Source organism: Nocardia asiatica NBRC 100129, assembly GCF_000308415.1.
GTDB classification, from domain to species: Bacteria; Actinomycetota; Actinomycetes; order Mycobacteriales; family Mycobacteriaceae; genus Nocardia; species Nocardia asiatica.
This window is the reverse complement of sequence record NZ_BAFS01000021.1, coordinates 15,691-42,046: the sequence shown is the minus strand read 5'-3', so window position 1 is coordinate 42,046 and position 26,356 is coordinate 15,691. Positions and strand designations below refer to the sequence as shown.

Genomic DNA, 26,356 nt, shown 5'->3' with positions numbered 1-26,356 from the left:
CACCACACCCAAGCCCAACGAACCCGAACCCACCACACCCAAGCCCAACGAACCCGAACCCACCACACCCAAGCCCAACGAACCCGAACCCACCACACCGAAACTCGACGAGAAGACACCGCCTCCCCAGCATCCGGACAGCGATGGGGACCCGGCGGACCCGAGCAGGTCACCGCGGACCGAGGAGGAAACTTCCCCGTCGGGTGAACAGCGCGGCGTGTCCCCGTTCGCGTGGCATCCGGATGCGGCGGCACTCGATCGTGCCGTCGCGGAGTTCCCCTCGGTGTTCGACCAGCCGCGCACGCTCGCCGAACTGCGGGCGGGATTGAGCCACGACATGTCTTTCGACGACTTGATGGCGGTGCGCGATTTCTCCTATCAGCAGCATGGGCTGGAAGCGCCCGATCTCTCGGTGGAGAACCTGAATGGATTCCTCCAGAACATCTGGGACAACGCGGACATGATGACGAATCAAAACGAGGTGTACCGGGCCTATGGTGCGGCGACCGAGCCGAACACGATATCGAATCCACAGGCCTACATGCGGCAACTTGCGGATATCCTGGCGTCGCGAGCACCGGAGATGCAGATGGCGTACATCCAAGGCATCCGCTTTGGAGACAGCCCCTTGATGCTGGCTCCGAATAATGCGGACCGGGTCGAACCCAAGTTCGTCCATTTCGTCCATTTCGGGCGAGAAAATCCCGATCCGAATGTCGGCTACCGCGTGTACGTGAACGCACGGGCTGCCGCGGTACCCGATCTGATGCGCGGTGTGGTGCACGAGATCGTGGACCGCCCGGACCGTTTCCCCGGTATCTACAGTGCCAAAGTCGTCGGCGCACGGTCCGTCCGATCGGATGCCATGGTCATCTATACGAACGACCTGGCCGACGCTCACCGGGTGGTGGACTGGCTACGCGAATATCAGACGCGAGAACCAGATGCATTTCTGTGGACCGCGCCCGCGATGACACAGCAAGTGATGGAGGGCGTCGGTATCGGAGCCGAGCCGGTGCGCGAGAATTCGAGTTTCGGCTCGGTTCGCGCCGAGGCCATCCATGATGCGCTGCAATCGACCAGGAGCGAGAACGGCGATTTCGCGATGTTCCGTGAACGAGTTCTCGCCCGGCTCGCGGATCTGAGCATCGATCCCGATCATCCGCACCTCAACCAGTCCAGATGAGATACCGGCAGACCATCGGAGGATCCTATGAAGGACCAGGACAAGATCGCGGCAGCGCGGGATGCCGTGACCAGGTTCCTGCGTGGCGAGATCGATCCCGAAAGGCACCCGCAGTGGTTCGAGGACGATATTCTCCTGTTCGCTGTTGTGCGCCTCGATCTGCAGGACCCGCAGTGGCTGCTCGACCAGCTCGGGAACGGCGAGTTCGCCCGGGAATTGCGTGCGTGGCTCATTCCGATGATGCACAAGCACGGCGCTGAAGGCCAGGCGTTACTCGACGGAGAAAGCTGATGGACGAATACGAGCAGCAGCGATCGGAGCTCGCCGAAATCGGCGAACAACTGCAGGACGTGCGCGGCGAGGCCAGTGCGCCCGACGGATTCGTGACAGTGACAGTGGATTCCTCGGGAGTGGTCACCGATGTGCGATTGGACCCGAAGGCGCTGCGCACGCCGCCCGAAGATCTCGCCCGGATCGTGACCGAAACGGCGCGGGCAGCGGCGCGTCTGGCGCATCAGCAGGTGACCGATACGATCAGTCCGATCACGGACATCGTGGGCAGCATGCCGGAACTCGCCGAACTGCTGCCGGGCGCTCCGAGCTTGCGGGAACAGGAGTCCGCCGTTACCACCGAGCCCGAAGACGTCCCCGAAGACGAGTACGACGAGTACGACACCTGAACCTGTCGCGTCGCAGCGCCGGATACGTCGAGGTCCAGGCGCGCCCATTCGGTTGCGAGCGTTCAGACGGCTACCACGGCCGGGCTGTCGGCGGCCCGGCGGTATTGCCCTGGCGCCAGGCCGTATTCGCGTTTGAAGGCTTTCGCGAAGGCGAATTCGGAGGTGTAGCCGACGCGGCGAGCCACGGCGCCGAGGCTGCTGTCGGTGTCGCGGAGCAGGCGGGCGGCGGTCAGCATGCGCCAGCGGGTGACGTAGGCCAGTGGCGGTTCGCCGACCGTCGCGGTGAAGCGGCGGGCGAGGGTGGCGCGGGAGACGCCCGCGATGTCACCGAGATCGGCGACGGTCCAGGCTCGCGCGGGTTCCTCGTGCACGGCGCGCAGCACCGCCGCTACGGCTGGATCCGCGAAAGCGCCTGCCCAACCGGAGGACTGTACGTCGGCCTGCTCGTCGAACCAGGCGCGCAGGATGAACAACAGCAGCGTCTCCAGGATCGCGGGCACGGCCGCGTCACTGCCCGGGCGCGGCTCGGCTATCTCCGCGGCCAGCAGATCGACGGCGCCGCGCAACGCGGGATGACGCCCTGGGCGCGCGGGCAGGTGAATGAACTCGGGCAACTCGTCGAGTATCGGATGGCTGCGGCCGCGGCCGAGCTCGTATGCGCCGCACAGCAACGCGGTCCGAACGCCGGGGCCGACGATTTCCCTCGGCTCCCCGGGCATCGCGCGCTCGGTGACCGGAGAGTCCAAGCTGTCGACCAGGTCGTGATCGGCGCCGCGCGGCATGAGCAACACGTCACCCACGCCGAGCGCCATCGGCCGTCCGTCCGGCGGCACCACCCAGCAGGACCCCTGCAAGACGACGTGGAATCCCGCGCCGGGCACCACGGGATAACGGCGACCCCACGGAGCGTGCCGAATGAACAGACCCGAGGTCGGGCTACCGGTACGGATGGCGGCGATGGCCTCGCTGAGGATGTCCACCGATTAACAGTATCACTCTGCTTGTGAGCGTTTGAGACAAAGTATCGAGATTCATAGGCATTGGTCGACTCACAAACAGGCCGTAGATTTCTTCTCATGACATCAACCGAGAACGCTCCCGCCATCGCCGTCTACGGCGCCACCGGCCACACCGGCGGCTATCTGCTCGCCGAACTGCGCCGCCGCGGTATCACCCCGATCCTGGTGGGCCGCGACGCCGATCGCATCCGGGCCGCCGCCGATGCCGTCGACCTGCCGCACGCCGACATCCGGGTAGCGGAACTGACCGACCACACGGCCCTCGTCACCGCGTTCACCGGCGCGGATGTCGTGATCAGCAGCCTGCCCGCCTACGTCGAACACGGGGCGGCGGTGGTCGCGGCGGCGATCGACGCGCACGCGCACTACACCGACATGTCCGGCGAACAACTGTTCGCGCGGCGGGTTTTCGACGAGTTCGGTCCGCGCGCCGAAGCGGCGGGCGTCACCGTGGTCACCGGCATCACCGACAGCAATCTCCCCGGCGACCTGCTCGCTCACCTCACCACCCGCCGGGTGGCCGGACCGGCCGAGGTGGTGTTGAGCCACCTGAGCAAGAGCGGCGGTCACGGTTCGAAAGGAAGCGCGAAGACGGTGTTCGCCAGCCTGGACTGGTTCCGCACCGGTGGCTGGCACTACGCGGACGGCGAATTCCGCATCGGCGCGACGGCGCGCCACGACAAGATGACCTTTCCCGGCCAGACCGAACCGACCGCCGTCGCGAAGTTCCCGCAGCCGCCGGTTCTCACCATCCCCCGGCACTCGGAGGTCGCCTACGTCGAAGGCGTGCTCGCCACGTCGATCCTCGACGCGCTCAGCGGTTTCACCGCCGAGCTGATCGACGCCCTGCCCGACGAGCCGAGCTCGGATCTGCGCTACGACCTCGTGGTGGACACCTTCGGCGTGGACGGTCGCCAGGTCCGCGGTGTGGTGAGCGGGGTCGACTCCTATCGCGATTCGGCGCTGATGGCGGTGGAGACGGCGGTCCGGCTGACCGAGGGCGCGGCCGCGCCGGGCGCGCTCGCGCCCGCCGAAGCGTTCGACGCCGCCGATTTCCTCGACGCGCTGGCGCCGTTCGGCATCACCTGGCGGATCGAGGAGAGCTGAACGGCCCGCGCGGATGGGGCATAGTCGAACGATGACCGACAACCGACCGCCGCTCGCCGTCGCACTCGATCTCGCGCCACATCCCGAGGGCGGCTGGTATCGCGAAACCTGGCGCAGCGCGGTCGAATTCACGCCGGAGGGCTACCCGGCCCCGCGCGCCGCCGCCACGGCGATCCATTTCCTGCTGCTGCCGGGCGAGCGATCGGCCCCGCACACCGTGCGCTCCGACGAGCTGTGGCTCTGGCATCGCGGCGGCCCGCTGGAGCTGGAGATCGGCGGCGAGGTGGCGCTGCTCGGCCCCGACCTGGAGCGCGGTCAGGCGCTCCAGGTCGTGGTGCCGGGCGGCGTCAGCCAGTCGGCGCGACCGGCGGGCGCGGAATACGTGCTGGTCAGCTGCATCGTCGCGCCTGGATTCGACTTCGCGGACTTCCGGTTGGACTGAGCGGGTTCAGCGCACCGGCACCGCGGCGAACTGGGCGAGTTCGTGCGGATCGTGCGCGCTGAACATGCGCACCCGGTCGCCGTGGTCGGCGTGCAGGGTGCGCAGGCGTTCCAGGTTCTGCACCCGCGCGCGCCCCAGCGTGCTCGCCAGCACCTCGAAGACGCCGAGCCCGACCGGCGGACGCGCCTTCCCCACCGCCAGCTGCCGGTGGTGGAAGTAGGCGTCACCGCAGTGCAGCAGCCACCCGTCGCTCTGGCGGACCGCGACGCCACTGTGCCCACGAGTGTGCCCGATCAGCGGGATCAGCATGATGTCCTCGAGCACCGGCACGGCGTCGAAGCCGAACCAGGTGTCCGCGCCGATCTCGTGGGCCAGCCAGCGGGGCCCGTGCTCCCACTGGCGGGGCTGGTAGCGCAGTCTCTCCCCGACGGTGAGACGCTGGGTGGCCGCGTCGAGCTCGTCGGCGAAGACGTGCACCGTGGCGTCGGGAAAGTCGGCCAGTCCGCCGGCGTGATCGACGTCGAGATGGGTCAGCACGATGTGCCGCACGTCCTCGCGCCGATAGCCGAGCCCGCGGATCTGGTGCAGCGCGGTCAGTTCCGGACGCAGCCGCGGTCGCAGCAGCCGCGCGGTACCGACGCCGAGCCGGCCGCGGTCGAGCACGTCGGCCATGCCGAAACCGGTGTCGACCAGCACCAGCCCGTCGTCGGACTCGACGAGCAGGCAATGGCCGACCAGCCCGCCGGTCAGCAGCCCACCGCTGCCGAGCAGTGCGCGCCCGCCGACCGGGCACATGGTCGCGCAGTCCAGATGCCGCACCAGCATCGCGGAAACTCCCTCCTGCGGCGCCGGATCGGCGTTGATCCGAGTCGGCGCCAAGGTCTTTCTGTTCCCGTCAACGTAGTCCGAGCACGGCGCGCCCGCGACAGCGCGGTCACCGCCGTGGCGACCGGTGAGCGAACCGATCGCCGCGGCACACCGCGCAATGCCCTGTCAGTCAGGTATTTCGAGCAATCCCTCGGTCACGGCCCAGGCGATCGTGCGCTCGAGGTCGGGGCACGAGTCCGGGCGGCCCGGCCCGTGACCGCTCGCGCTCAGCTCGGCGAAAACCGGGCAGCGTTCGGCCGGGTCGCCGGTCCACTGCACCGAGGTCTGATGCGTGCTGCTCTTGCGCACCCGCACCTCGCTCTGGCAGGCCTGACACCGCAGGGGGGTCAGGCCGTCCTCCAGGTACCGCTGTTTGTCGACCACCGTCTGGGCGCGCACTTCGGCTCGCCGCGCGGGCTGGTCGGCGAAATCGGGTGCCTTCGCCCAGGTGGCCGCCATCAGACGCCGGCCTCGGCTTCCTCGGACTCGCGCTTGCGCCGCAGGTTCTCGGCCACCTCGGCCTCCCACGCCTCGTTCGCCTTGGTGGTGTCCACCTCGAACTCGAAGCGCTGCGTCATCTTGTCGGTGACGTCGGCCAGGTCGACGTAGAACTGGTCGTACCAGCGACGCAGCTGGTAGACCGGCCCGTCCTCCTCGCACAGCAGCGGATTCTCGACCTTGGACTTGTGCTTCCAGATCTCGACGTCCTGCAGGAAGCCGACGCTGATGCCCTCGGTCATCTTCTCCGCCAGCCGATCGGCCATCTCGCCCTCGACACCCTGCGGCTTCTCCAGGGTGATGCCCCATTGCAGGACGAAGGAGTCCTGCGTGACCGGGTAGTGGCAGTTGATCAGGACACTCTTGACCTCGTAACCGCTGTAGATGTTGATCAGCGGGTTGATCATGTACGAGGGTCCGAAATACGAGGCCTCGGACTTCAGCAGGGTGTCACCGCCGTACTTGGAGGCCATACCGATGTCCGGCCTGCCCTTGGTCTCCAGGAACTGGGTGGCGATGTGCCCCTCGAAGACGTTCTTGAAGTACGTCGGGAAGGCGAAATGGATGTAGAAGAAGTGGGCCATGTCGACCACGTTGTCGATGATCTCGCGGCAGTTGGCGCCTTCGATCAGCATCGAGTTCCAGGTCCAGTCGGTCCACCCGCTGTCGAGTTGCTCGGTGGGGTTGCCGTCCGCGTCGGTGTAAGGGCCCTTGATGTGCGGAATCGTGATCTCCGGCGGCGGCTGGCTGCCCTCGTGGTCGTGCCAGACGAACAGCTGACCGTTGCGCTCCAGCGTGGTCCACTTCCTGGTGCGGGCCAGCGGCGGCACCCGGCGCGCGTACGGAATCGCGGTGCACTTGCCGTTGGTACCCGACCAGCGCCAGTCGTGGAACGGACAGGCGATGTCGTCGCCCTTGACCTCGCCCATGCTCAGATCGCCGCCCATGTGCCTGCAGTAGGCGTCGAGCACCCGCAGTTCACCGTTGCTGTCGGCCCAGACGACGAGCTTGGTGCCGAAGACGTTCACCGCGTGCGGCTTGCCGTCCCGGAACGTCTTGGCCAGACCCAGGCAATGCCATCCCCGCGCATAGCGGGTCGGTACGGAGCCGACATCCAGCTCGCGGACCTTCGTACCGCCCTGTGTCGATCGAGCCGCCTCCCGGGGCCCGCCGTGGTTACGCACGCTGCCGCCTCCGTGCCCGTCGCTCGGCGGCGGTGGGGTAACTGCCATCGCGTTTCCTCCTCCATCTGTACTAGAACACGTTACAAAACTGGCGCCCTGGACGCCAGCGATTCCCTTCACTTCCTGCATGAGCGCATGTCCAGGCAAGGGTGGACACCGGTTCTCGACAGAAATAGGAACCTGTTCTAGTCTCAGAGGCAAATGAGATTCCCGACATCAACCGACCAGGCAGGAGCAGGTCCCGAGATGACGCAAGAAGTGACCGAACGGGTCGAAGCGCTGTTGCCGACGTTGCGCGAACGCGCACAGGAGGCCGAGGACCTGCGGCGCATCCCCGACGAAAGCATGAAAGCGTTGCAGGAGACCGGCTTCTTCCGGTTGCTCCAGCCCAAGCAGTGGGGCGGTCACGCCGCCGATCCGGTGGTCTTCTACGACACGGTGCGCAAGATCGCCAGCGCGTGCGGCTCCACCGGCTGGGTGGCGGGCATTGTCGGCGTGCACAACTGGCACCTCGCGCTGTTCGCGCAGCAGGCCCAGGAAGACGTCTGGGGCGAGGACACCGAAGTGCGGATCTCCTCCTCCTACGCCCCTATGGGCGCGGGCACGGTGGTCGACGGCGGCTACCTCGTCAACGGCGCGTGGGCCTGGTCCTCCGGCTGCGATCACGCCACCTGGGCGGTGCTCGGCGGCCCCGTGATCAAGGACGGCAAGCCGGTCGACTTCGGCAGCTTCCTCATCCCCCGCGACGACTACCGCATCGACGACGTGTGGAACGTGGTGGGCCTGCGCGGCACCGGCTCCAACACCGTCGTGGTGAAGGACGTCTTCGTGCCGTCGCACCGATTCCTGAGCTTCCGCGCGATGAGCGAGCTGAAATCGCCCGGCCTGGAGCAGAACACCGACCCGGTCTACAAGATGCCTTGGGGCACCATCCATCCCACCACCATCTCCACCCCGATCGTCGGCATGGCCTACGGCGCCTACGAGGCGCACGTGGAGCACCAGGGCAAGCGGGTGCGCGCCGCCTACGCGGGCGAGAAGGCCAAGGACGACCCGTTCGCGAAGGTGCGCATCGCCGAGGCCGCCAGCGACATCGACGCCGCGTGGCGACAGCTGTCGGGCAACGTGGCCGACGAATACGCGCTGCTGGTGGCGGGCGAGGAGATTCCGTTCGACCTGCGCGTGCGGGCGCGGCGCGACCAGGTGCGCGCGACCGGCCGCTCGATCGCCGCGATCGACAAGCTGTTCGAGAGCTCCGGGGCCACCGCGCTGTCGAACGGCACGCCGCTGCAACGCTTCTGGCGCGACGCGCACGCCGGCCGGGTGCACGCTGCCAACGATCCCGAGCGCGCGTACCTGATGTACGGCACGCACGAGTTCGGCCTGCCGGTCACCGACGGCATGGTGTAGGGGGCGACCGTGACATCGACCGTGGAACTCACCGCCGAATCGACCTCCCGCTACGCGCAGGTGCGGCCGGATCTGCGGCTGCACTACCACGAGGCGGGCGTCGGCAACGGGCCGACGATCGTGCTGCTGCACGGCGGCGGGCCCGGCGCGTCCTCGTGGTCGAACTTCGCGCGCAACATACCGGTGCTCGCCGAGCACTTCCACGTGCTCGCGGTGGACCAGCCGGGATACGGCCGCTCGGACAAGCCCACCAAGCATCCGCAGTACTTCGTACACAGCGCCGCGGCGCTGAAGGACCTGCTCGACCATCTGGAGATCACTTCACGTGTGCACCTGCTGGGCAACTCGCTCGGCGGCGGAGCGGCGGTCCGGTTCGCGCTGGACTACCCGGACCGGGCCGGAAAGCTGGTCCTGATGGGACCGGGCGGGCTGAGCACCAACCTGTTCGCGCCGGACCCGACCGAGGGCGTGAAGCTGCTCTCCAAATTCAACTACGAGCCGACCAGGGAGAACCTGGAGGCGTTCCTGCGCATCATGGTCTTCGACCAGTCGCTGGTCACCGACGAGCTGATCGATGAGCGGTTCGCCTCGGCGAGCACGCCGGAGGCGCTGGCCGCGACCCGGGCGATGGGCAAGTCGTTCGCGAGCGCGGACTTCGAGCAGGGCATGCTCTGGCGCGACGCCTACAAGCTGCGTCAACCGGTGCTGTTGATCTGGGGTCGCGAGGACCGGGTCAACCCGCTCGACGGCGCGCTGGTGGCGACCAAACTGATCCCGCGCGCGCAGTTGCACGTCTTCGGCGGGTGCGGACACTGGGCACAGTTGGAGAAGTTCCACGAGTTCAACCGCCTGGCCATCGATTTCCTCGCGGGCGTCAAGGAGAAGTGATGGGAATCCGTTCACTGGGATATCTGCGGATCGAGGCGACCGACATGGCCGCCTGGCGGGAGTACGGCCTGAAAGTCCTCGGCATGGTCGAGGGCAAGGGCGCCGACCCCGAGGCGCTGTATTTGCGCATGGACGAATTTCCGGCCCGGCTGGTGATCGTCCCCGGCGAGAAGGATCGGCTGCAGATCTCGGGCTGGGAAACCGCCAATGCCGAAGAGTTGCAGGACATTCGCAACCGGTTGGACGCGGCGGGCGTGCCCTTCAAAGAGGGCACCGCCGCCGAACTGGCTGATCGCCGGGTGTACGAGCTGATCCGGTTCGACGATCCCTCGGGCAACACGCTCGAGGCGTTCCACGGCGTGGCGCTGGAGCATCGCCGCGTGGTCAGCCCCTACGGGCATCGGTTCGTCACCGAGGAGCAGGGGCTCGGGCACGTGGTGCTCAGCACCAAGGACGACAAGGCGGCGCTGGAGTTCTACCGCGATGTGCTCGGCTTCCGGCTGCGCGACTCGATGCGGCTGCCACCGCAGATGGTCGGCCGCCCGGCCGACGGCGAGCCGGCCTGGCTGCGCTTCTTCGGCTGCAACCCGCGCCACCACTCGCTGGCGTTCCTGCCCATGCCGACGCCGAGCGGCATCGTGCACCTGATGATCGAGGTGGAGAACGCCGACGACGTCGGGCTGGCCCTGGACCGCGCGCTGCGCAAGAAGGTCAAGATGTCGGCTACGCTCGGACGGCACGTCAACGACAAGATGCTCTCCTTCTACATGAAGACGCCGGGCGGATTCGACGTCGAATTCGGCTGTGAGGGCCTGGAAGTGGACGACCACGACTGGATCGCGCGGGAATCCACCGCCGTGAGCCTGTGGGGCCACGACTTCACCGTCGGACAGCGGCAGCAGTGACCGAGAGGGCGAGCGAGACGATGACCGCGGACGGATCCGAGATCGATCCACGGCAGTTCCGGAATGTGCTGGGGCAGTTCTGCACCGGCATCACCGTGATCACCACTTTCGACGGCGAGCAGGCCCCGATCGGCTTCGCCTGCCAATCGTTCGCCGCCCTCTCCCTCGAACCGCCGCTGGTGCTGTTCTGTCCCACCAAGGCGTCCCGATCCTGGGCGGCGATCGAGAAAACCGGGCGCTTCTGCGTGAACGTGCTCGCCGAACAGCAGCGCGAACTGTGCGCCCGCTTCGGCTCCCGTGAACCCGACAAGTTCGCCGGCGCCGCCTGGCACACCTCCGAACTGGAACTACCGGTTCTGGACGACGCCCTGGCCACCATCCAGTGCGAGGTCGACAGAGTCGTGGACGGCGGCGACCACTACATCGTGATCGGCCGCGTCCGAGCCCTCTCCGAGACCACGACCACCGGCCGCCCCCTGCTGTTCTACCGAGGCCAGTACACCGCCATCGAACCGGAGAAGACCACCCCGGCCCCGTGGCGCGCCGACTTGGAGCACTTCCTCACGACGACCACGTTGGACACCTGGTTGTAGCGGCGCTAGCCATGGAGTAGTGCCGTAGCTCCCCGTGCTACGGCACGCTACACTGACGGCATGAAGGTGATCACGCAGCGCGAGTTTCGCAACAACTCAGCGGCGGTCATGGACGCGGTCGAAGCCGGGGAGACCTTCCGGGTAACTCGAAATGGGGTCGAGGTCGCCGAAGTGCGGCCGGTCGACCGTAAGCGCCGCCTGACGACGGAAGAACTCGTTGAACGGCATCGCAAACTTCCGCGTGTCGACTTCGCCCGCATGCGACAAGAGGCCGACGAACTCTTCGGAACAGAAGATCGAATCGGCGACGACGATGCCTGGGACTTTCGTTCATGACCGAGCGACACGCATCGGGCGTATTGAATACCTGCGCCTACATCGATCTGGGCACGCTGGATCCCGCTTCTTTGCCGGAGTTGTGTGAGATAACGGCGATCACGCTCGCCGAATTGCACCAAGGCGTCGCCATGGCGAAAGACACTGTCACCCGAGCCGCACGAACCGAGCAACTCGGTGCCGCCATCGTGGATTTCGATCCGTTGCCCTTCGACGAGGACGCCGCGACACGCTACGGCACCCTGGTGGCACTCACCCTGGCAGCGAAACGCGACCCGCGGCCCCGCCGGATGGACCTGCTCATCGCGGCGATCGCGTCAGCACGTGGGCTACCGCTGTACACCCGCAACAGCGCGGATTTCCGCGGGCTGGAAAGCATGCTCGAGGTCGTCGCGGTGTAGCGCATGAAGTTCTCGACCTCGATCGGCCGCCCCTTGCTCACCCGCTGGTGGATGAGCGCGGCGAAAATCGAGAACACCGGTCTCGCCGGTCAGTACTTGTAGAACCCCTCGCCGGTGGCGATGCCGAGCTTGCCCTTATCGATGTAGTTCTCCTTCAACCACTTGGCCAGCCGTTGGGAGTCCTCGTCCTCGTTGTTGACCAGGATGTTGTACGGCGTGGTCAGACCGATGATGTCGAGGATGCGGAACGGCCCGGCCGGTGCGCCGGTGCCGATCTGCCAGGTCTTGTCCACCGCTTCGGGATCGGCATAGCCACCCGCCGCCAGGCTCATGCCCGCGTTGAGCAACGGCACCAGTAGCGAGTTCAGGACGTAACCGGCCTTCTCCTTGTGGATTTCGATCGGCACCATGCCGATCTTCGAGGCGAAGTCGACCACCGCTCGGTACACCGCCGGGTCGGTGTCGGCTGTGCCCATGATCTCGGCCGTGTTGAAGTGCCACACCTGATTCGCGAAGTGCAGCGCCAGGAACCGGTCCGGGCGGCCGGTGAAGTCCTTCATGGCGCTGGGCAGCAGTGTGGAGGAGTTGGTGGCGAAGATGGTGCGCTCCGGAGCGACCCGGCCGAGTTCCTCATATGTCTGCTGCTTGATGCTCAGCACCTCCGGGATGGCCTCGATGACCAGGTCCGCGTCCTGCACCGCTCGAGCCAGCTCGGAACTGAGCGCGATGCCCGCCGCCGTCCGCTCCGCCTTGCCGTCCCCGCCGCCGGGTACCTGCTCGCGGTAAACCGCCGCGAGCCTGCGCAGTCGCTCCTCGGCGGCGGCCAGCGCCTTGTCGTCGATGTCGTAGGCCGTCACCTCGAAACCTCGAAAGGCGGTCTGGAATGCGATCTGCGACCCGAGCACTCCGGTGCCGAGAACGGTCACCTTGCGAATATCGATGGTCATTCGCCAATCCTCTCGACTGTGTGGCCCGGTCATCGGCCGGGATGCGGCGGCAAAGACACTACGCCGCCGATCGCTCGGCGATCACCGCCGCCACGGACGCGTCCAGTTTCGCGGTAAGTACCGTCGCTAAAAGTGCTCATATGGTGAGTAGTTTCAGTCGGATGATGGTGTGAGACCAGCACCGCGGCACGGGAGATCACCATGGACCAGCTCGAAGGCACCGAAATGCTCGCACTGACCCACGTCACCGAGTGGGAGAGCTGGCTCGCCGCCAACCACGACCGGGCCGCCGCCGTATGGCTGAGGATCGCCAAGAAGGGGGCCAGGGGTACGACGATCAGTATTGCCGAGGCGCTCGACGGGGCGCTGTGCTTCGGCTGGATCGACAGCCATCGGCGCGGCCTCGACGCCGACCACTACCTCCAGCGGTACTCCCCGCGCCGCCCGAACAGCCCGTGGTCGCAGGTCAACGTGGCCAAAGCCGAAGCGCTGATCGCCGCGGGCCGCATGCGCGCACCCGGCTTCGCCGCCATCGCCGCCGCTCGAGCCGACGGCCGCTGGTCGGCCGCCTACGAACGTCAGCGCACGGCCACCTGCCCGGCCGACCTGCGTGACGCGCTCAGCCTGAATCCACGCGCCCAGAACACGTTCGAGCAGCTCGACCGCACCGCGCGGTACGCGTACTTCCTGCGGCTGATGAAGACTCGGACTCCGGCGGGGCGCGCCGATCAGCTGCGGCGGATGATCGCCGAGCTGGCGGTGTAGCGGCCGTTCGCGTCGGCCCGGCCGGGTGATTTCGGGTCACATTCCTGGACCCGGCAGGTCGAGGTGCGCGCACCCGTCGCCGAGAACAATCGAGGTCGAGCAAGACGTCCGGGCCGGACGGAGGTTCCGCATGCCTTCCTGCCAGCGGCACCGTGGCGTGCGAGGCGTCGCCGACCAAGTACAGACGGTGGAAGCGAGGAACGATGATCACAGCCGAGACGATCGGCCGGATCCGCCGGATGGGGGGTGACGGGATTCCTGTCGTATCGATGTACGCGCACGTTCCGGTCGATCCCGGCGAGCGCTCCGGGCTCCTGAGCCGGGTGAACAGCATGGCCGACGAGGTCAATCCGGTGGTGAAGGACAGATCCTCCGATCACGCGGCCCGGCTGTCGGTCCGCGACGACCTCGAGCGCATGCGCGCGACGGTGCAGTCCGACAACTGGCAGCCCGGCGCGGTAGCGATGTTCGCTTGCGGCGGCAAGGACGTGTTCGAGGCGGTGCAGTTGCCGCGCGCCGTCCGGGACCGGGTCGTGGTGGACGCTGTCGCGTGGACGCGCCCGATGCTGGCCGTGCTGGAGGAGTACGCGCGCTGCTGCGTCGCGGTGGTCGACCGGGCGACCGCGGTGGTATGGGAACTGTTCGCCGACGAGATCGAGGAGGCGCGCCAGATCCGGGACCCCGCGCTGCGCGATCCGAACTACGCGGCGAACCGCCTGGAGAACAAGGTGCACCACAAGGTCGAGGAGCTGGTCAAGAAGCACTATCGCCGCACCGCGACGGAGCTGGCCGAGCTGTTCGGCGCCGACGACTACGACCTGCTCGCGGTCGGCGGTCACCGCGACGAGATCCCGCACTTTCTCGACACGCTGCCACGCGAACTCCGCGAGCGCGTAGCGGGCACGTTCACCATCGACACCGGCGCGGCGACGCTGGGCGAGGTGAAGCAGAACGCCGCCGAACTCGTCACCCGCTACGAGCGGGACATCGATGCCCGCCGGGTCGGCGAGGTGCTGGAGCGGATGGCGACCGGCGCCCCCGCCACCCTGGACGTCGCGAACTGCCTGCGCGCCTGCGGCGTCAAGGCGGTGGACACTTTGCTGCTCCAAGACGGCGCGATGGTGCACGGTGTGGTGTGTGACAGCTGCGGCTGGCTCGGCCTCGCCGGTGACGAATGCCCGGTCTCCGGCGATCGGGCCCGGCCGACCGAGGACATCCTCGACGAACTCGCTCAGGAAGTCATCGACCAGAGCGGATCGGTCCGCCACGTCAAGGCCGACACCGAACTCAAGGAACACCTGGCCGCCGCATTACTGCGTTTCCCGCTCCCGCCGCTGCCATAGGCGGCCGTTGTCCACAGTCGTCCACAACCACGCCTGTGAGTTCGAGCAACCCTTACGCGTCGGCGGGGCCTCGCCGGTGTCCGGCAGGCGATGCGCCTCGGTCCCGCGCCGTCGGTCGAAGTGTCGAAACTCCGACCGATCGGCGGCGCGAGACCGGCCATTCAGGAACGGTCAGGCGGTGACGGTCGCCTTCTCTCGCTGCAATTCCAGCGCGATGTCGATGAGCTGGTCCTCCTGACCGCCGACGAGCTTGCGCTTGCCCGCGCGGACCAGCACCTGGGCCTCTGAGACGCCGCAGCGCTCCGCTTGCCGTTCGCGTGCTCGAAGAAGCGGGAGTAACCGCCTTCCCAACCCATCATCAGGGCCTGGCGCTCGAGCGCACAGAGCTTGTACCCACGATTCGACCGCCGTCTGAACGAGAGCCGGTGCGCTCGAGTCCGGCAGGTACCTCGCCGACGATTCCACGCAAGCGTTATGGACGACTCCGAAAGTTCGAGATTGATGGAACCGCGCCCGGGTTCTAAGCGTCAAAACCTCACAGAGAGAGAAGCTTTCGAACTTCAGCAAGGAACACATGATGAGTCACCTATACAAGACTGTTGCTGCGCGGTCGAACCTACGCACCTCCACAACCACTACGCCGGTGGCGGTTGCGCCAGTAGGGGCCGGGCTCAACTCGGGGATCAGCCGCCGCATCAAACCAGCGTCCCGCGACGAAATCGGCAGGACAGGCCTTCGCCAGCGCTGGCGGCCACTGGCAATGTCGGTGATGGCGATTGCCTGCTTTTTCGCCGGTCAGGTCACACTCCCCGCTGTCGCAGAGGCTAGCCCTCCACTGTGTCTCGACTACAAATTGACAACCGAGCATGGAACTCTCAAATCTGAGATCAGGCCATATAACGGCGATCCAATCGGCTACTACACATGGTGGTGGTTCATCAACGATGCAAGTCACCGACCTGGTGAATACGAGTGGCATTTATTCGTCAATAAGTCACCCGTAACCAAAATACAAAAAGCAGAGAAGGACGACATGCTCCATTTTGGACAGGCACGTTATCGAAACGGCAAGAATATCTGGAAGAGCGGCGACGTGCTACACGTGGACGGCCTTCATACGGCGCCGGATGGGACCATCTATATCACACCGCTCAATGAATGCACAGTACCGTAACAGCCGTGGCAGGATAGAGGACGTGGACATAGATGACGCCGTTCGAGGCGCAAGGCTACTCGCCTCCGACATCGAAACTTCGCTCGGATTTGCGGTGGATGTAGAGACCGGAAGTACCGATAAATGGCACAGGTTCGCCGAGCGGACCGGGCGCCCAGAGCCGAAGGCCCTGGTGCGAATTGCTGTGCCTGATGTCGGCACTGCCGCGGCCCTCGACCCCACGGAACCAGGCAGCGCGACCGCAGAGGAGTTCGCGATGGAACTGGCTCTGATTCTGCAGGATGATATCCAGATCCATATTCGGGAGCCGTGGCCCAAGGACCCGACCACGAGTGGCCGGTCATTGGAACCGACCGAACGCGGTTGGCGAAGTTTGACGGACAGGGCCTATCTCGTCCAGTACGGACAGCTGGGACACTCAGCTGATTAGCCCCAGCCGCACGCCGACGTTGCGACGGCACACAACTCGGCTTTGTGGGCAGACCGGGCCGCGAGCGGTATTTTTGTTCGCGGCCCGCTTCGTCTGTCCGGTCAGGCGGTGACGGTCGCCTTCTCTCGCTGCAATTCCAGCGCGATGTCGATGAGCTGGTCCTCCTGACCGCCGACGAGCTTGCGCTTGCCCGCGCGGACCAGCATCTCGGCGGCCGAGACGCCGTAACGCTCGGCTTGGCGTTCGGCGTGCTTGAGGAAGCTGGAGTAGACGCCCGCGTAACCCATCATCAGGGCCTGGCGATCGAGCAGGCATTCCTGCGGCATGGCGGGGCGGACGACGTCTTCGGCCGCGTCGGCGATGGCGAAGAAATCGATGCCCGTCCTGACACCCAGCTTGTCGCACACCCCGACCAGTGCTTCGACGGGCGTGTTGCCCGCGCCCGCGCCGAAACGCCTTGCGCTGCCGTCGATCTGCTTCGCGCCCGCGCGGATGGCGTAGATGGAGTTGGCGACGGCCAGGTCGAGGTTCTCGTGGCCGTGGAAACCGACCTGCGCGTCGTCGCCGAGTTCCGCCACCAGCGCCGCGACCCGGTCGGAAACCTGTTCCAGCACCAAGGCTCCGGCGGAGTCGACGATGTAGACGCACTGGCAGCCCGCGTCCGCCATGATGCGCGCCTGCCCGGCCAGCACCTCCGGCGGCTGGGTGTGCGACATCATCAGGAAGCCGACCGTCTCCAGCCCGAGGTCCCGCGCGAGACCGAAGTGCTGGATCGACACATCGGCCTCGGTGCAGTGCGTCGCGATGCGGCAGATCGACGCGCCGTTGTCCTGCGAGATCTTGATGTCTTCCTTCACCCCGACGCCGGGCAGCATCAGCACGGCGATCTTCGCCCGCTTGGCCGTCTCGGCCGCGATGGTGACCAGTTCCTGCTCGGGCGTCTTGGAGAAGCCGTAGTTGAACGACGAGCCGCCGAGGCCGTCGCCGTGGGTCACCTCGATCACCGGGACGCCCGCGCCGTCCAGCGCGGCCACGATGTCACGGACTTCGGTGGCGGTGAACTGGTGGCGCTTGTGATGGGATCCGTCGCGCAGCGAAGTGTCGGTGACGCGGATGTCGAGTTCTGCTGAGTAGGCCATTCCGATAGCTCCTTACACCCGGGCCGCAGTGATCTGTTCGGCGATGACCTCGCCGACCTGTGTCGCGGCGGCGGTCATGATGTCGAGGTTGCCCGCGTACGGGGGCAGGAAGTCGCCCGCGCCCTCGACCTCGACGAACACCGACACCTTCGCCATGCCGCCGGACACCACCGACGGTTCGTCGAACTGCGGCTCGTTCAGCAGCCGGTAGCCGGGCACGTACTGCTGGATGTCGGCGACCATCCGGTGGATGGAGTCGGCGATCGCGTCGGTGTCGGCGTCCTCGGGGATGGCGCAGAAAATGGTGTCGCGCATGATCATCGGCGGCTCGGCCGGATTCAGGATGATGATCGCCTTGCCGCGCTGCGCTCCGCCGATGGTCTCGACGCCGCGGCTGGTGGTCTTGGTGAACTCGTCGATGTTCGCCCGCGTGCCGGGGCCCGCCGAGACCGACGACACCGACGCGACGATCTCCGCGTACGGCACCGGGACCACCCGCGAGACCGCGGCGACGATCGGGATGGTCGCCTGGCCGCCGCAAGTGATCATGTTGACGTTCGGCGCGTCCAGATTCGCGCCCAGGTTCACCGGCGGCACGACGGCGGGGCCGACGGCGGCGGGTGTCAGGTCGACGGCGCGGATGCCCGCTTCGGCGTAGCGCGGCGCGGCGGCGCGATGCACGTACGCCGAAGTCGCCTCGAAGATCAGGTCGGGCAGTTCGGACTGCCCGAGCAGCCAGTCCACGCCCTCGTGCGAGGTTTCCAACCCGAGCCCGCGCGCCCGCTTCAGGCCCTCGCTGTCCGGGTCGATTCCGATCATCCAGCGCGGCTGGATCTTCTGCGAGCGCAGCAGTTTGTAGAGCAGGTCGGTGCTGATGTTGCCGGACCCGACGATCGCGGCGGTGACGGTCCCGTTCACGGACACGACAGCCTCCCTAGGTGAATTGCAGACGGACAGAACCGAGTCCGGCGAACTCGGCGTGGAACGCGTCGCCCGGACGGGCGTCGATGGCGCGGGTGCAGGAACCGGGCAGCACGATGTCACCGGCCTTCAACCGGACGCCGAAGCTCGCGACCTTGCGCGCGAGCCAGGCCACCGCGATCACCGGATCGCCCAGCACGGCGTCGCTGCGGCCTTCGGCGACCACTTCGCCGTTGCGGGTGAGCACCGCGTCGATGGCCTTGACGTCGATGTCCTTCGGCGCGACGCGCTCGGCGCCGAGCACGAAACCGGCGGAGGACGCGTTGTCGGAGATGGTGTCCGCCAGGCCGATGTTCCAGTCCTTGATCCGCGAGTCGATCAGTTCGATCGCGGGTGCGAAGGCGACCGTGGCGTCGAGCACGTCCGCTTCGGTGCACTCCGCGCCGGGCAGGTCGGCGCCGAGCACGAACCCGACCTCCACCTCGACGCGGGGGAACAGGTAGCGGCCCGCCTCCACCGGAACGTCCTCGTAGACTTCCATTTCCGCGAGCAGGTGCCCGTAGTCCGGCTCGTCCACGCCCATCATCTGCTGCATGGCCTTCGAGGACAGGCCCACCTTGTGCCCGACCACGCGCGCGCCCGCGTCGAGCCTGCGCCGGATGTTGATCAGCTGGATCTCGTAGGCGTCGACCACGTCGATGTCGGGGTGGCGGGCGATCAGCGGATCGATCGCCACCCGTTCGCGCTCCGCGCGCTCGAGTTCGTCGGCCAGTTCGGTTCGTACCGCGTCGGACAGCACGCTAGTTCCCTTCCACAGTTGCGTTTTCCAGTGCCGAGACCTGCTCGCCCGCGGCGGACCGGCCTGCCCTGCGGCCGGAGAAGATGCAGTCCGACAGCGACAGCCCGCTGACGTAGGACTCGGAGCAGACGCCGAGCGCGGTGCGCCCGGCCGCGAAAAGCCCGGGGATGTCCTCGCCCTCGGCCGTCTTGACCGCGCCGGTGCGCTCGTCCACGACGACGCCGCCGAGGGTGAGCATGGGGCACGGGTTGGTCAGGCTCGGTTTGATGCCCACATCCAACAGCCAGAACGGGCCGGTGCGGACCGGTTCGGTGAACTCCGCGGGCTTGCCGACCGGATCGGGCGCTCCGGTCTCGATCGCGGTGTTGTGCGCGTCGACCGTCGCGCGCAGCCCGGCGGGGTCGATGCCCGCCTTCGTCGCGGCCTCCTCCAGGGTGGCGCCGCGGATCGCGGTGCGCCGCATGGTCTCGAACTGCCCCCGCTGGAACCATGCGCCCTGCTTGCCGATCTGGCCGACCGCGGTGCGCATGAGCGGGTCGTCGGCCAGCAGCCAGCCCTTGCCGTCGCGCTCGGTGATCAGCGCGTGGCCCACCGCGGCGCCGTAGCGCGTCTCGTCGATGACCCGGCGACCGGCGGCGTCCACCAGCAGCGCGCCGGTGAAAGCGCTGGGCGGGAGCAGGAAGCGCCACGCGGAGACGTTGTCCATGCGGTCGACGGCCGCGCCGACCTGCTGGGCCATCAGGATGCCGCTGCCGTCGTCGGCGGTGGTGCCCAGCGCGAGACCACCATGGAAGGCCGGCGCGTACTGCTGGATCATCTCGCGATTGGCGATGAACCCGCCCGCGCACAGCACCACCCCGCGCCGCGCGAGCACGCGAATCGTGCTGCCGTATCGGCGTTCCAGCCGCTCCAGCCGCTGTTCCAGCGCACGCCGCAGCGGGGGATAGTAGATGCCCGGCTTGGCCGCGACCTTCGCCATGCGCGTGTAGCGGTCCCGGACCCGGCCCGGGGCGTCGCGCAGCGTGTGGCACTCCACGCCGATCACCGCGCCCGCGCCGTCGGTGATCAAGCGTGTTACCCGGGTGAGGGTTTCGACCCGTACTCCGGCCCGCGACGCCGCGGCGGCCAGCGGGCCGGTGAGTTTCTTGCCGGACGTGCCCCTGCCCTTCACCCGATGGCCGCGCTGCGCGGCCGGGATGTCGCGGAACGCGCCGGAGATCTCGCTACCGGAGTAGTACAGGTAGTAGCGGTCGTTGGGGTAGGAAGTCTTGTACGGGCACAGCGAGGCTTCGAACGGGACGCCGTGCGCCTTCAGCCACTCGATCAGCTGCGGGCTCTCGTCGACGAACCTGCGCAGCGTCTCGGGGGTGACCGCGTCGCCGACCTCACGCTCGAGATAGGCGTACATCGCCTCCGGGGTGTCCTGCACCCCCGCCTCTCGCTGCACCGAGGTGCCGCCGCCCGCGTAGATGATGCCGCCGGACAGCGCCGACGTGCCGCCTCCGGCGAAGCGTTCCAGCACGAGCACCTGCGCGCCCGCCGCGGTCGCTTCCAGCGCGGCGGCCGCACCCGCGGCGCCGTATCCGACCACGACAACGTCGGTGGCCAGGTCCCATTCGAGGCCCATGTTCTTAACTCCGGTCCGAAACTGAAACAAGTTTCCTCGACAAATGGAACGTCGAGCAAGTCTTCTGCCACACAACATAGACCAATGGCGCGTCCATTCTATAACGTGTTCTACATGACTGATCGGGAATACGACGTGGTGGTGGTCGGCAGCGGCGCCGCCGGCATGACCGCCGCCCTCACCGCGGCCCAGCACGGGCTGAGCGTGGTGGTCATCGAAAAGGCCGCGCACTACGGCGGGTCGACCGCGCGCTCCGGCGGCGGCGTGTGGATCCCGGGCAACAAGGCGCTGCGCGCGTCCGGTCGGCCCGACGACCGCGAGGACGCGCGGACCTACCTGCACAGCATCATCGGCGACGTCGTGCCCAAGGAACGGATCGACACCTACATCGATCGCGGCGCCGAAGCGCTGGACTTCGTGCTCGATCATTCGCCGCTGAAGATGACGTGGGTGCCGGGCTACTCCGACTACCATCCGGAGGCGCCGGGCGGTCGGCCCGAGGGCCGCTCGTGCGAGCCCAAGCCGTTCGACACGAAGATTCTGGGCGACGAACGGTTCAACCTGGAGCCGCCGTACGCCAAGGCCCCGCTGAACGTCGTGGTCATGCAGGCCGACTTCGTCCGGCTCAATCTGATCCGGCGTCATCCGAAGGGCATGCTCCGGGCGATGCGCGTCGGCGCGCGCACCTACTGGGCCAAATTCACCCGCAAACACATCGTCGGCATGGGGCAGGCCATCATCGCGGGCATGCGCAAGGGGCTCATGGACGCGAACGTGCCGCTGTTGCTGAACACACCGATGACCGACCTCGTCGTGACGGACGGCGTCGTCACCGGCGTCCGTGCGCTGCACGAGGGCGAGCCGGTCACGTTCACCGCCCGCTACGGCGTCGTCCTCGGCAGCGGCGGTTTCGAGCACAACGCGGAAATGCGCAGCAAATACCAGCGCGAGCCCATCACCACCGAGTGGACCACGGGCGCGGCCGCCAATACCGGCGACGGCATCCAAGCGGGCATGGCGGCGGGCGCGGCCATCGGTTTCATGGAGGACGCGTGGTGGGGACCGACCATCTTCAAAGGCGGCAAACCGTGGTTCGCGCTGGCCGAGCGGAACCTGCCCGGCAGCATCATGGTGAACGCCGACGGCAAGCGATTCGGAAATGAGTCCGCTCCTTACGTCGAGGCAGTGCACACCATGTACGGCGGCGAGTACGGGCAGGGTGAGGGGCCGGGCGAGAACATCCCCGCGTGGCTGGTGTTCGACCAGCGCTACCGGAACCGCTACATCTTCGCCGGACTACAGCCCGGTCAGCGCTTTCCGTCCCGGTGGATGGAAAACGACTTCATCGTCAAGGCCGACAGCATCGAGGAACTGGCGGGCAAGATCGGCGTACCCGCGGGCGATCTGGCCGCGACCGTCGCCCGGTTCAACGGCTTCGCCGAGACCGGCAAGGACGAGGACTTCGGCCGCGGCGACAGCCACTACGACCGGTACTACGGCGATCCCACCGTGCGGCCCAACCCCTGCCTGGCCGCGCTGGTGCAGGGTCCGTACTACGCCGCCAAGATCGTCCCGGGCGATCTGGGAACCAAGGGCGGGCTGGTGGCCGACACCGCAGGACGGGTACTGCGCGAGGACGGCAGCGTCATCGAGGGGTTGTACGCCTCCGGCAACTGCTCCACACCGGTGATGGGCCACACCTACGCCGGGCCCGGAGCCACCATCGGCCCCGCGATCACCTTCGGTTACCTCGCGGTGCTGGACATCGTCGAGCGCAAGAAGGAGCAGCCCGCCACCGCGGGAGCGTGAGACGAGATCGCGGTGCGGGCCACGTCGCAGGCGAGCACCGGCGGGCACCGCGATCCATCCACAGGCCGATGACCAGCCGTGGAACGATCCCGCGGAGCGGACGACACACTGGCGAGCCGGTGTCCGGACGCGCAGGATCGAACCGGCGCTGCCGAGTCCGGATCGATCCACAATCATGCACAAGGAGAACTGATGCCCATCGACCCGAAGATCGCGCTCGGAGCGGAACTGCCGAGCCGGGAGTTCGCCTGGACACCCTCGGACGTGCAGCTCTACCAATTGGGCCTGGGCGCGGGTACGCGCTGGACCGACCCGGCCGAGCTGCGCTATCTCGATGATCGGCAACCCCAGGTGCTGCCCAGCTTCGCCACCGTGGCGGCGACGGTGCACGAGACCGAGCCGCCGAAGGTGAGCTTTCCCGGCATCGAGATCGACTTGGCGAAGGTGGTGCACGGTCATCAGGAGGTGGAGGTGCACCGGCCGATTCCGGCCGCGGGCAAGGCGACCAAGGTGAGCCGAATCGCCGAGGTCTGGGACAAGGGCTCGGCAGCGGTCATCGTCCAGGAGCACATCGTCACCGGCTCCGACGGAGCCCCGCTGTGGACCGAGCGCTCATCGATCTTCGCCAAGGGCGAGGGCGGCTTCGGCGGCGAGCGCGGCCCCAGCAACAAGTCCACATTGCCCGATCGGGCTCCGGACTTCGAGGTCACCACGCCGACGCTGCCGCAGCAGGCGCTGCTCTACCGGTTGTCCGGCGACCGCAACCCGCTGCACTCCGACCCCGAATTCGCGCGCGCGGCGGGCTTTCCCGCGCCCATCCTGCACGGGCTGTGCACCTACGGCATCGTGTGCAAGACCGCGACCGATACCGTGCTCGACTCCGACGCGAGCCGCGTCACCGGTTTCCGCGCCCGATTCGCCGGCGTGCTCTACCCGGGCGAGACGATCCGCACCCGGATCTGGCGGCAGGACGACGAATTGACCATCGCCGCGACCGTGGTCGAACGCGACGACGCACCGGTTCTCAGCGACGTCACGCTGCGCTTCCGGCCCGCCTGAGGCGGCTGTCGGCGATTACCCGACCGTTCCCGGATCGCCGCCGATGGCCACTGTGCGGCCGGACCTCGTCCGGCCCGGTGCCGTCGGGGCGGTCACGCCCAGAAGCGGCGGTCTCAGACTCTGCCCGACACGGGAAGTTCGCGGTCGCCGCGCCCGCGGCGCGCGGCGACGCCCTGGATCACCAGCGCGTACAGCACCACGACCACTATCGGCGCGGCCAACGGCGCCCAGGCCAGGCGAACCGGGACGAGGGCCGCGCAGACGGCGACCGCGGCGAAGCCGACGGCTCCGGTCACCGAGGGGATCGTGGTGGGCACCACGCCGTGCGGTGCGGTCACCGTCGCGGCGTTGAGCAGATAGGTGGTGGCCACCAATCCCGTCGCGGCGGAGGCGAGCACCCCGGCGTCGGCGATCGCCAGCACACCGAGTGCCAGCAGCACGGCGCAGACCGCGAGCGGACGGAACCACCAGCCGAGCGCGACGAGCAGCAGCGCGGCAATACCGATCCACGGCTCCAGCAGCGCCACCGACGCCACCAGCAGCACCCCGGAGAGCACGGCGAGAAATCTGGTCATCGGCGCACCCGTACCGTTCTGCGGTGCTCGGGCAGCACCCGCATGATCTGGTCGAGGCGGGCGTCTTGCGGCCACGCCACGATGTCGACGCCGACGGTGCCCATGTCCCGGTACATCGCCGCGCGCTCGAGCTGCCACATCTTGGCCAGGGTCGGGTCGAGGTCCGCGTGGAACGGCGTGCCGCGCAGGACGTCCACCACGACCACGACGTGCCCGCGCTTGCGCAGATCGATCAGCGCGAGCGCGAACTGGGTGTCCAGCAGCGTGGAGAACGCCACCACGATCGCGCCGAGCGGCACGGCCGCGTGCGGCGCGAGCGTGCCGGTGGTCGGAATGTGCTCGTCGCCGACGTCGAGCACGGTGTCCACGATGCGGTAGAACTGGCGGCGTCCGATGTCCGGCCGCAGCCAGCGCGGCGCCTGGCCGAGGCAGACGACCGCGGTCCGGTCGCCCGCCTGCAAGGTGGACTGCACCACCTGCGCGGCGCCGCGCACCGACAGCTCCAGCGAGTCGGTGGCCGGTCCCGGCGCCTGCTGGGAGGTGTCCACCAGGACCACGACGTCCGCGGAGCGGTTGGTCAGCCGCTCGGTGACGTACAGCCGCCCGCGCCGCGCGCTCACCGGCCAGTTCACGATGCGCAACTGGTCGCCGGGCGCGTAGGCGCGGATGTCGGCGTACTCCACGCCCGGACCGTGCCTGCGGGTCAGGTGGGTGCCGAGCCGCTCGGGAAGTTCGGTGCGCGGCAGGCGCATGCGCTGCGGATCGGTGATGGGGTACACGAACAGCTGGCCGGCGGGCAGCACCGCGGTGGCGACCGCCAGCCCGGCCGGGCTCAGCGCCGAGACCCGCACCGACACGGGATAGCGCCCCCACCGGCCCGCCGAGAGCGCGAGCCGCAAACCGGCGGGCGCCGCACCGGAATCGCTGGCCTCTTCGACCTCGATGCCCAGCCCCGTCGTGCTCTGCGGTTTCAGGCGCAGCAGCGCGTGCCCCTTCTCCACGAAGGCGGCCACGGTGAGCACCACCTCCTCGGTCTCGAAACAGCGCAGCGTGCCGCCGCCGTCGACCTGGATCCTGGTCGAGGAGTGCTGCCACGGCGCGGTGGCCAGCACGCCGAGCAGCGGAGCGGCGAACACGACCAGCTGCCACCTGCCCAGGATCACCGCCAGCACCAGGGCCGCCGCGGCGCAGCCCGCGAGCATGAAGACCAGCGGCGCGGGCCGCCACCGCAATTCGGCGTCGACCGCGGAGCTGGCGTCGCGGTGCCTCATGTCACGGTGGCGCGCGGGACCGGCAGACGGCGCAGCAGTTCGGTGATCACGTCCTCGCCTCGGATGCGGCGCACCCACATCTCCGGCCGCAGCGTGATCCGGTGCGCCATGGCGGGCACGGCCAGCGCCTTGACGTCCTCGGGAATCACGTAGTCGCGGCCGAGCAGCAGTGCCCGCGCCCGGGACATCTGCACCAGGTCCAGTTCCGCGCGGGGGCTCGCGCCGACCTCGACCTGCGGATGCCCCCTGGTCGCCGACGCCAGCGCGACGACATAGCTGACCACGTCGGGGTGCACGGTCACGTATTCGACGGATTGCCGCATCTCCAGCAGTCCATTGGCGTCGACGACCTGGTTGACCTGCGGTTGTTGCGCGCCGCGCTCCAGCCTGCGGCGGATCATCTGCGTCTCGTCCTGCTCGGACAGGTACCCCAGCCGCAGCTGGATGGCGAACCGGTCGAGCTGGGCTTCGGGCAGCGGATAGGTGCCTTCGTACTCGATCGGGTTGTCGGTGGCCAGCACGACGAACGGCTGCGGCAGCACGAACGTCTCGCCGTCCATGCTGACCTGGCCCTCCGCCATCGCCTCCAGCAGTGCGGCCTGCGTCTTCGGCGGGGTGCGGTTCACCTCGTCGGCCAGCAGCAGGTTGGTGAACACCGGCCCGCGGCGGAAGGTGAACCGGCCGGAGGACATGTCGTAGATCGTCGACCCCAGCAGATCCGCGGGCAGCAGGTCGGGAGTGAACTGCACGCGGTTGAACTGCAACCCGAGCGCGGCCGCGAACGATCGCGCGATGAGCGTCTTGCCGAGGCCGGGTAAGTCCTCGATCAGCACATGCCCACCGGACAACACGGCGATCATGATCAACTGCAACTCGTCCTGCTTGCCGACCACGACCCGGGACAGCTCCCGGAGCACGGCCTCGCTGCGCTGGATGGTCACGTCCATCGGCATGGTCATTTGTGTACCCGCACTTGCCTCA

29 protein-coding genes and 1 pseudogene are annotated in these 26,356 nt (G+C 67.8%); 17 read left to right on the top strand and 13 right to left on the bottom strand.

Features of this window, described 5'->3' with window-relative positions; all coding sequences use genetic code 11:
* The first annotated feature begins 283 nt into the window (after positions 1–283).
* Genes ON27_RS02595 through ON27_RS02585 form a run of 3 tightly spaced genes read left to right on the top strand, consistent with a single transcriptional unit; the run spans position 284 to position 1,866 of the window.
* On the top strand, positions 284–1,186 hold the full coding sequence (locus ON27_RS02595) for a T3SS effector HopA1 family protein (RefSeq protein ID WP_157227063.1): 903 nt from the start codon (positions 284–286) through the stop codon (positions 1,184–1,186).
* 27 nt (positions 1,187–1,213) lie between these two features.
* Positions 1,214–1,477, top strand: a complete 264-nt coding sequence (locus tag ON27_RS02590) for a hypothetical protein (RefSeq protein WP_043718713.1) — start codon at positions 1,214–1,216, stop codon at positions 1,475–1,477.
* Positions 1,477–1,866 carry a YbaB/EbfC family nucleoid-associated protein gene (locus ON27_RS02585; protein WP_043718710.1) on the top strand — a complete coding sequence of 130 codons (390 nt, stop codon included), beginning with the start codon at positions 1,477–1,479 and terminating at the stop codon, positions 1,864–1,866. Before ON27_RS02590 ends, ON27_RS02585 begins: the two co-directional genes overlap by 1 nt.
* Positions 1,867–1,928: 62 nt before the next feature.
* On the opposite strand, the gene ON27_RS02580 is transcribed toward ON27_RS02585, so the two are convergent.
* Positions 1,929–2,846, bottom strand: a complete 918-nt coding sequence (locus ON27_RS02580; protein WP_043718708.1) for an AraC family transcriptional regulator — start codon at positions 2,844–2,846, stop codon at positions 1,929–1,931.
* 96 nt (positions 2,847–2,942) lie between these two features.
* Here ON27_RS02580 and ON27_RS02575 point away from each other — a divergent pair, with 96 nt between their 5' ends.
* Positions 2,943–3,992 (top strand): saccharopine dehydrogenase NADP-binding domain-containing protein, encoded by a 1,050-nt coding sequence (locus tag ON27_RS02575; protein ID WP_043718706.1) that lies wholly within the window; start codon positions 2,943–2,945, stop codon positions 3,990–3,992.
* Positions 3,993–4,023: 31 nt separating this feature from the next.
* Entirely contained in the window at positions 4,024–4,434 is a 411-nt protein-coding gene (locus ON27_RS02570; RefSeq protein ID WP_043718703.1) for a cupin domain-containing protein, read from the top strand.
* Between the two features lie 6 nt (positions 4,435–4,440).
* Here ON27_RS02570 and ON27_RS02565 read toward each other — a convergent pair whose 3' ends face one another.
* The 3 genes from ON27_RS02565 to ON27_RS02555 form a co-directional block, all read right to left on the bottom strand.
* The gene (locus ON27_RS02565) at positions 4,441–5,259 is read right to left on the bottom strand and encodes an MBL fold metallo-hydrolase (RefSeq protein ID WP_043718743.1); all 819 of its coding nucleotides are present in this window, start codon (positions 5,257–5,259) and stop codon (positions 4,441–4,443) included.
* A gap of 168 nt (positions 5,260–5,427) precedes the next feature.
* Entirely contained in the window at positions 5,428–5,760 is a 333-nt protein-coding gene (locus tag ON27_RS02560) for a hypothetical protein (RefSeq protein ID WP_043718701.1), read from the bottom strand.
* Positions 5,760–7,031, bottom strand: coding sequence for a 3-ketosteroid-9-alpha-monooxygenase, oxygenase component (locus ON27_RS02555; protein ID WP_245559760.1), 1,272 nt, complete (start codon positions 7,029–7,031; stop codon positions 5,760–5,762). Before ON27_RS02555 ends, ON27_RS02560 begins: the two co-directional genes overlap by 1 nt.
* Before the next feature lie 198 nt (positions 7,032–7,229).
* Here ON27_RS02555 and hsaA point away from each other — a divergent pair, with 198 nt between their 5' ends.
* Genes hsaA through ON27_RS02525 form a run of 6 tightly spaced genes read left to right on the top strand, consistent with a single transcriptional unit; the run spans position 7,230 to position 11,516 of the window.
* A complete protein-coding gene (gene hsaA, locus ON27_RS02550) occupies positions 7,230–8,393 on the top strand; it encodes a 3-hydroxy-9,10-secoandrosta-1,3,5(10)-triene-9,17-dione monooxygenase oxygenase subunit (RefSeq protein WP_043718698.1) in 1,164 nt (387 codons plus the stop codon).
* Between the two features lie 9 nt (positions 8,394–8,402).
* Entirely contained in the window at positions 8,403–9,281 is an 879-nt protein-coding gene (hsaD, locus tag ON27_RS02545; protein WP_043718696.1) for a 4,5:9,10-diseco-3-hydroxy-5,9,17-trioxoandrosta-1(10),2-diene-4-oate hydrolase, read from the top strand.
* Positions 9,281–10,186 (top strand): iron-dependent extradiol dioxygenase HsaC, encoded by a 906-nt coding sequence (hsaC, locus tag ON27_RS02540; RefSeq protein ID WP_043718694.1) that lies wholly within the window; start codon positions 9,281–9,283, stop codon positions 10,184–10,186. Before hsaD ends, hsaC begins: the two co-directional genes overlap by 1 nt.
* Positions 10,187–10,206: 20 nt before the next feature.
* Positions 10,207–10,779: a 3-hydroxy-9,10-secoandrosta-1,3,5(10)-triene-9,17-dione monooxygenase reductase subunit gene (gene hsaB, locus ON27_RS02535; protein WP_043718739.1), complete on the top strand. Its 573-nt coding sequence runs from the start codon at positions 10,207–10,209 to the stop codon at positions 10,777–10,779.
* Positions 10,780–10,839: 60 nt separating this feature from the next.
* Entirely contained in the window at positions 10,840–11,115 is a 276-nt protein-coding gene (locus tag ON27_RS02530) for a type II toxin-antitoxin system Phd/YefM family antitoxin (protein ID WP_043718688.1), read from the top strand.
* Positions 11,112–11,516, top strand: coding sequence for a type II toxin-antitoxin system VapC family toxin (locus ON27_RS02525; RefSeq protein WP_043718686.1), 405 nt, complete (start codon positions 11,112–11,114; stop codon positions 11,514–11,516). Before ON27_RS02530 ends, ON27_RS02525 begins: the two co-directional genes overlap by 4 nt.
* Before the next feature lie 89 nt (positions 11,517–11,605).
* Here ON27_RS02525 and ON27_RS02520 read toward each other — a convergent pair whose 3' ends face one another.
* Entirely contained in the window at positions 11,606–12,463 is an 858-nt protein-coding gene (locus ON27_RS02520; protein WP_043718684.1) for a 3-hydroxyacyl-CoA dehydrogenase, read from the bottom strand.
* Between the two features lie 201 nt (positions 12,464–12,664).
* On the opposite strand from ON27_RS02520, the gene ON27_RS02515 reads away from it, so the two are divergent.
* Together ON27_RS02515 and ON27_RS02510 are read left to right on the top strand one after the other, a co-directional pair.
* Complete coding sequence (locus ON27_RS02515; RefSeq protein ID WP_043718682.1) at positions 12,665–13,228, top strand: YdeI/OmpD-associated family protein; 564 nt, start codon at positions 12,665–12,667, stop codon at positions 13,226–13,228.
* 203 nt (positions 13,229–13,431) lie between these two features.
* Complete coding sequence (locus ON27_RS02510; RefSeq protein WP_043718680.1) at positions 13,432–14,571, top strand: baeRF10 domain-containing protein; 1,140 nt, start codon at positions 13,432–13,434, stop codon at positions 14,569–14,571.
* A 171-nt stretch (positions 14,572–14,742) separates the two neighbouring features.
* Here the strand turns inward: ON27_RS02510 and ON27_RS41050 are convergent.
* Positions 14,743–14,954, bottom strand: a pseudogene (locus ON27_RS41050) (4-hydroxy-2-oxovalerate aldolase family protein); the annotation flags it as partial.
* 194 nt (positions 14,955–15,148) lie between these two features.
* Between ON27_RS41050 and ON27_RS42630 the strand changes: the two are divergent.
* Both ON27_RS42630 and ON27_RS42625 read left to right on the top strand, forming a co-directional pair.
* Positions 15,149–15,745, top strand: a complete 597-nt coding sequence (locus ON27_RS42630; RefSeq protein WP_157227062.1) for a hypothetical protein — start codon at positions 15,149–15,151, stop codon at positions 15,743–15,745.
* A 22-nt stretch (positions 15,746–15,767) separates the two neighbouring features.
* Positions 15,768–16,175: a hypothetical protein gene (locus tag ON27_RS42625; protein WP_157227061.1), complete on the top strand. Its 408-nt coding sequence runs from the start codon at positions 15,768–15,770 to the stop codon at positions 16,173–16,175.
* Positions 16,176–16,276: 101 nt separating this feature from the next.
* Here ON27_RS42625 and dmpG read toward each other — a convergent pair whose 3' ends face one another.
* Genes dmpG through ON27_RS02485 form a run of 4 tightly spaced genes read right to left on the bottom strand, consistent with a single transcriptional unit; the run spans position 16,277 to position 20,661 of the window.
* Complete coding sequence (dmpG, locus tag ON27_RS02500; RefSeq protein ID WP_043718676.1) at positions 16,277–17,314, bottom strand: 4-hydroxy-2-oxovalerate aldolase; 1,038 nt, start codon at positions 17,312–17,314, stop codon at positions 16,277–16,279.
* Positions 17,315–17,326: 12 nt separating this feature from the next.
* Positions 17,327–18,232: an acetaldehyde dehydrogenase (acetylating) gene (locus ON27_RS02495; RefSeq protein ID WP_043718737.1), complete on the bottom strand. Its 906-nt coding sequence runs from the start codon at positions 18,230–18,232 to the stop codon at positions 17,327–17,329.
* 16 nt (positions 18,233–18,248) lie between these two features.
* Positions 18,249–19,034, bottom strand: a complete 786-nt coding sequence (locus ON27_RS02490) for a 2-keto-4-pentenoate hydratase (RefSeq protein ID WP_043718672.1) — start codon at positions 19,032–19,034, stop codon at positions 18,249–18,251.
* Between the two features lies 1 nt (position 19,035).
* A complete protein-coding gene (locus ON27_RS02485; RefSeq protein ID WP_043718671.1) occupies positions 19,036–20,661 on the bottom strand; it encodes an FAD-binding protein in 1,626 nt (541 codons plus the stop codon).
* A gap of 105 nt (positions 20,662–20,766) precedes the next feature.
* On the opposite strand from ON27_RS02485, the gene kstD reads away from it, so the two are divergent.
* Together kstD and chsH3 are read left to right on the top strand one after the other, a co-directional pair.
* On the top strand, positions 20,767–22,470 hold the full coding sequence (gene kstD, locus ON27_RS02480; RefSeq protein WP_043718730.1) for a 3-oxosteroid 1-dehydrogenase: 1,704 nt from the start codon (positions 20,767–20,769) through the stop codon (positions 22,468–22,470).
* A gap of 192 nt (positions 22,471–22,662) precedes the next feature.
* The gene (chsH3, locus tag ON27_RS02475; protein ID WP_043718670.1) at positions 22,663–23,529 is read left to right on the top strand and encodes an enoyl-CoA hydratase ChsH3; all 867 of its coding nucleotides are present in this window, start codon (positions 22,663–22,665) and stop codon (positions 23,527–23,529) included.
* Between the two features lie 113 nt (positions 23,530–23,642).
* On the opposite strand, the gene ON27_RS02470 is transcribed toward chsH3, so the two are convergent.
* Genes ON27_RS02470 through ON27_RS02460 form a run of 3 tightly spaced genes read right to left on the bottom strand, consistent with a single transcriptional unit; the run spans position 23,643 to position 26,334 of the window.
* Positions 23,643–24,104, bottom strand: coding sequence for a hypothetical protein (locus ON27_RS02470; protein WP_043718669.1), 462 nt, complete (start codon positions 24,102–24,104; stop codon positions 23,643–23,645).
* Complete coding sequence (locus ON27_RS02465) at positions 24,101–25,375, bottom strand: DUF58 domain-containing protein (protein ID WP_043718667.1); 1,275 nt, start codon at positions 25,373–25,375, stop codon at positions 24,101–24,103. The genes ON27_RS02470 and ON27_RS02465 overlap by 4 nt, the downstream gene beginning before the upstream one ends.
* Entirely contained in the window at positions 25,372–26,334 is a 963-nt protein-coding gene (locus ON27_RS02460; RefSeq protein ID WP_043718665.1) for an AAA family ATPase, read from the bottom strand. Before ON27_RS02460 ends, ON27_RS02465 begins: the two co-directional genes overlap by 4 nt.
* Positions 26,335–26,356 lie beyond the last annotated feature (22 nt).